Source organism: Corallococcus praedator (assembly GCF_003612125.1).
GTDB lineage: Bacteria > Myxococcota > Myxococcia > Myxococcales > Myxococcaceae > Corallococcus > Corallococcus praedator.
Genome location: NZ_RAWI01000548.1, coordinates 1 through 4970, shown reverse-complemented (window position 1 = coordinate 4970; position 4970 = coordinate 1). Strand labels below are relative to the sequence as shown.

5 protein-coding genes are annotated in these 4970 nt (G+C 71.6%); all 5 read right to left on the bottom strand.

Features of this window, described 5'->3' with window-relative positions; all coding sequences use genetic code 11:
- Window positions 1-696: type VI secretion system protein IglI family protein (locus D7Y13_RS38435; protein WP_279637168.1), on the bottom strand; the 696-nt coding region annotated here is incomplete at its 3' end.
- The gene (locus D7Y13_RS38430; protein ID WP_120538129.1) at window positions 689-1075 is read right to left on the bottom strand and encodes a DUF4280 domain-containing protein; all 387 of its coding nucleotides are present in this window, start codon (window positions 1073-1075) and stop codon (window positions 689-691) included. The genes D7Y13_RS38435 and D7Y13_RS38430, both read right to left, overlap by 8 nt.
- Before the next feature lie 12 nt (window positions 1076-1087).
- Window positions 1088-2806, bottom strand: coding sequence for an acyl-CoA synthetase family protein (locus D7Y13_RS38425; protein WP_120538128.1), 1719 nt, complete (start codon window positions 2804-2806; stop codon window positions 1088-1090).
- A 6-nt stretch (window positions 2807-2812) separates the two neighbouring features.
- Window positions 2813-3766, bottom strand: a complete 954-nt coding sequence (locus D7Y13_RS38420; protein ID WP_147444373.1) for a hypothetical protein — start codon at window positions 3764-3766, stop codon at window positions 2813-2815.
- A 97-nt stretch (window positions 3767-3863) separates the two neighbouring features.
- A partial coding sequence (locus D7Y13_RS38415) for a cyclic nucleotide-binding domain-containing protein (protein WP_147444372.1) occupies window positions 3864-4970 on the bottom strand: 1107 nt, incomplete at its 5' end.

Sequence of the window (4970 nt, the reverse complement as noted above, 5' to 3'; positions counted from 1 at the left end):
GGCCCTGGCGGCGGGGCGGGCCTCCTCCTCGTCGTCGCCATCCTCGTCGTCGTCGTCTTCCTCGTCCGGGGCGATGGCGAGCGCCTTCGCCTGGGGATCCTCGGGCGGGGGCAGGTACGGCACGCCCTGGGCGTGGGAGCGCAGGGTGCCGAGCAGCGTGCGCAAGGGGTCCACGCAGGCGCTCTTGGGCAGCGCGCCCAGGGCGGCGATGAGCGGGTCGCCCATCCGCAAAGCCTCATCAATGGGCTCGCGGTTGCCGACGGCGTTCCACGCCTGCCATTGCGCGTCCTTGAGGCGCGTATGGTGTTCCAATGTCTTGCTCATCATCTTGAGCAACCAGCGCAGGCCGGTGTCCACGAAGATGGGCTTCTTGCCCGGGGGGCCGAAGGCGTCCCAGTTCTCCGTGAGGCTGCGCGACAGGGAGCGGAACAGGACGGGCAGCGCCTTCATGCCGTCCGACACGAAGAGGCCGAAGAGGTAGGGCCCCAGCAGGCGCACGTCGCGCACGCCCGTGCGCAGGAGCGCTTCGGCCGCGCGGGCCGCTTCCGCGTAGGAGCCCTTGGCGACGAGGCCGGTGATGGCCTCCAGGCGCGGATCCGGCCCCTCCGTCTCGTCGATGGGCACGGGCGTGCCGGTGAAGGGGGCGTCGAGCAGGGAGAAGTCGACGGCTTCGATGACCAGCGCCGCGTCACCCATCGATGGCCACCATCTGTCCGGGGGAGACGACCTGGATGACGCCGCCGTAGCTGCACATGCACTTGGAGTTGCTCTCCAGCGCCGGCATGTTGCCGATGAGCACCGTGGGGCAGCCGGGCACCCAGGGCGCCGCGGTGGCGGGGATGCAGGGCATGGGGGTGAGGACGCCCAGGGCCGCCGCGGTGGCCGCGGCCACCATGGGGTTCGCCATGGACGAGCACATGCCGAAGGGCAGCACGTTCATGAACGGCTTGTTGTCCATGATGTTCGCCGCCGGGGTCGTGGCCAGCACCTTGTTCGTCGGAAGCACCATCAGCGACGAGGGCGCCACGCCGAAGCTGCATTGCAGCATCGCCCCCATCACGACCTGGACACCCATGTCCTGCCCCTTTCAGCTCGTTGACGACGGGCCATCTTCGCCCGGGTTGCCCGCGCTTTCCAGCAGCCGTCCCCGCAGCGCGGTGAGGGCCTGGAACATCGGGTCCGTCGCTTTGCGGTGCAGCGCGCCGGTGAAGAACTGCGAGGCGCACCACGCGTCGTCGACGGCGCCCTTCTTGCGGTGTGGAAAGAGCGGGAAGAACTCGATCCGGTCGGGCAGGAAGTCCCCACCGAGGAGCATCTCGATGCGCCGCTTGATCTCCTGCTCGCCCTCCGAAGGGGCGGGCTCGTGGCCGGTGAAGGCCAGGAGCACGAAGCGCGAATGGCTGGCGAGCCCCCCGGTGGACACCGGCACCACGCTGGTCCCCATCAGGAAGGGCAGGCCCTCCAGCGCGGCCGTGACCTCCTTCGCCGGGTAGGTGCGGCCGTCGTGCCGGAAGCCCAGCGTGCCGCCGTAGTGGTAGCGGGAGCGGATCCGCGCGAGCAGGACGTGGCCGGGGGGACGCCCCTTGTCGGGAAGCAGCGTGAAGACGCCCACGTCCGTCGGGGCGCCCTGCCCGCTCTGGTTTGGATCCTTCAGCGCCCACGCGCGGCCCGGTACGGGGAAGACGTCCGTGTGCACGTCCGCGTGCGGATCATTCACGCCGCGCGACGACACCAGCACCGCGCCGCCGGCCGCCGCGTCGATGAGGATGTTGGACGAGGGAACGGCCTGGAGGCCGCACTGCTTCACCCACGCGCGCCACGCCTGCGCGTCGTAGGGCTCCTCGGGGTTGCGGAACCAGTGCAGCACGTTGCGCATGGCCCCGATGCGGTGCTTGAGCAACAGGTCGCGCAGGCGCGGCGTGACGCCCAGGGCGCGCAGCGGGGACTCCAGCAGGGGCGCGGGGTTGAGCTCCAGGTCGGCCATCTCCAGGTGCAGGTAGGTGGCGCCCCGGAACAACGTGGCGAAGAGCAGGGCCGGCAGGTGCTGGAGCACCGGGAAGTCCGGCGCCGCGAGTACGTCTCCCGGCGCGAGCCCGAAGGTGAGCATCCCGTCGCCGAGCGCGCCCTTCCAGGCGTCCTCCGCGGTGAGGGGCACGGGGGTGTGCGGCGGATCCACCAGCGGAGAGAAGAGCAGCCCCACCACGTCCCCGGGCTTGTACGTGTGCGAGGTGAAGCCGGGCGCTCCCCCACCCCGGCTCTTGAGCAGGAGCTTTTCGTGGCCCCGGAGGATGGGGAGCTGGTGCGGCTCCGCGGCGATGAAGTCCGGCGCCAGGGCCTCCAGCCGGGTGGCCATGGCGCGAGGCCCCAGGGGTGGCAGGAGCGTGAAGCAGCCGCCCAGCCGCAGCGTGGCCAGCAGCGACACTAGCAGCTCCTGCCCCACGCCGTACACCAGGCACACCTTCGCGCCCGGCTCGACGCCCTGATCCGCCCATTCGCTGGCGCGGCGCGCGGCCAGGTCGTGCAGCGTGCGGAAGCCCACGTTCTGCCAGCCCTGGATGCGCGCGTGGGTGCGGAACGCGGGGCGCTCCAGGGCGACGTGGCGCACCACCAGGTCGTGGAAGAAGTCGTACTGCTGGCCCGGGCGGCTCTTGGGCGGAGGGACGCCCCGGCCCGCGTGGGCCTCCGCGAGCGCGGTGGCGAACCCTTCCGGATCCTCCCAGCTCTCCTGCCACCAGGGCGGCGCGCCGCCTTCGTGCGCGAAGCCCGTGTCCAGTTGCCGGAGGATGTCCTTCACGTCGAAAGGCATGGGTGTCTAGCGCGAGGGAAAGTCGAAGCCGACCTTCACCATGAAGCGGACCTTGGAGCGCATCGAGCTGGTCTCCGGCACGGGCGCCGACTGGGGCCGGGAGTCCGTGCGCCGGAGCGTCTGCTGCGGCGCGCGTTCGATGGACGTGGGGACGACGGCGCGCACCAGCGGGTGGCGGGACTGGAGCGGCGGCACGTGCATGTCCACGTCGCGGCCGAAGAGCCACGCGCCGCAGCGCCAGAGGACGTCGTGGCGCTTCGTGAGGAGCGTCCAGAAGCGGTCGCGCACCTCCGTGGCCTCGAAGAGCAGGGGCGAGGATTCGTGCTCGCGCGCCTCGCCGGGGGACGCGAGCAGGGCGCGCAGTTGCTCCGCGACGCGCTCCACTTCGTTCACGTCGTCGGGCGTCACCGGGGAGCGGCCGGTGAGCTTCGCTTCGTTGCGGCGGAACAGCGCCACGAGCCCCAGACAGTCCCCCACCACGTCGCGGTGGCCCCCTGCCCGGCTGGCCTCCACGTCGGCGGGGGTGAGGAAGGCGGCTTCCGCGAGCGCCTCCGCGGTCTTGAGGAGCTTGCGGCGCAGGTGCTGGGCCCGCTCGAAGAGGGCTCCGAAGGCGCTGGCCCGCATGTCGCGCTGCACCTGCAACGCGGCCCAGGCGAGGCCCTGCGCGAGCAATGGCAGCTCGCGCAGGTGCTCCACGTTGATGCCCGGGAGCGTGGCCACCTCCGCTTCGTGGGCCAGCACGCTGTCCACGCCGCGCTTCGTGTTGTGGAAGGCGAGCGCGATGTTGGAGCGGCACTCCTCCACGGCGCCTTCGAGCGCGCGGGCCGGAGCGAGGAACACGTCATAGCCGGGCTGCGAGCCGACGGCTTCCAGCTCGGCGATATCGTCGGGCCCCAGTCCCGCTATCGCGTGCGGCGCCCCGCCCTGGCCTCCAGCCATGCCAGCGAGGATAGCGGGCACCCCTGGGGGCCACAACCCGTCACCCTGCCCCACCGCACGGCGGGCCTCCGAGCGTGGGCCGGAAGGCCGACCGACAGGGTTGGGTTTCGTGACGCCGTCAGACGAGGATGAGGTCTTCCTCGTCCTCGCGCGGCAGGTAGGCGGCGTCCCTCGCGGCGTCCAGCAGGCGCTGGGTGCGGCGCAGGCGCTCATCGCTCAGGTCGGAGACGAGCATCAGGACCTGCGGGTGGCTGGAGATGAGCGAGTCGAAGTCCTCGCGCGGCAGACGCAGGAGCGTGGTGTGGCGCGCGGCCTCCACCGTGGCCGTGGCCGGCGTCTTCTGGAGCAGGGAGATCTCTCCGAAGAGGTCCCCTTCCTTCAGGCGCGACAGCACATGGCCGTCCTTGAGCACGTCCACTTCACCGGAGAGGACGACGTAGAGGCCGTCGGTCGCGTCACCCTCGCGGATGATGACGTCGCCGCGCTCCACGTCGCGGGCCCGGAAGCGCTCCACCAGTCCGCGCCGGTCCTTGCGGTTGAAGGGGCGGAACAGCGGGGAGCCGTTCATCACGTTGGTGAGCAGGCGCTCGCGGCAGAACTTCTTGAGGGCCTGGGCCACGGGCGGATGGCTGTGGGAGAGCGTGGCCAGCACCGACGCGGAGATCTCCAGCACCTGCGTGTCGTCGGACGCGGACTCCACGGACGCGGCGCGCGGGGCGCCGGACAGGAGCGCCATCTCTCCGAAGAAGGCCCCGCCCTCCAGCGTGGCCAGGTCCTGACGGTGGCCGTCGTCCTCGCGGAAGACGCGGACGCTGCCTTCGCAGATGACGTAGAAGGCGTCGCCGTGGCTGCCCTGCGCGAGGATGCGCTCACCGGGTCCGAAGCGGCGCAGCGGGCAGCGTTCGAAGAGCTGGATGAAGGCTTCACGCGGCAGGTCGGAGAAGAGCGGGATGGCCGGCAGCGCGTCCCAGCTTCCGGAGGGACTGGCTTCCTCGGTCAGCTCGTAGACGGGCTCCTCCTCCGGTGCGCCGTCGGCGACGCCGCGCTGGGCCGCGAGCTCCACCGCGTGCAGCAGCGAGTCCGCTTCAATCTCCAGCTCCGTGAAGCTGGAGACGCGCAGGGACGCGCGCCAGGGTTCGGGAGTCCCGGCGGTGGTGGACACGACCGTGGCGCCGGCGGCGGGCGTGGAGGGGGCATCGGTGCGGCGGGGACGCAGGCCGGGAGG

Bases quoted from the DNA above. Each gene is read 5' to 3' on its own strand.
- D7Y13_RS38430 (WP_120538129.1), bottom strand. From the start codon at position 1,075: ATGGGTGTCCAGGTCGTGATGGGGGCGATGCTGCAATGCAGCTTCGGC.
- D7Y13_RS38425 (WP_120538128.1), bottom strand. From the start codon at position 2,806: ATGCCTTTCGACGTGAAGGACATCCTCCGGCAACTGGACACGGGCTTC.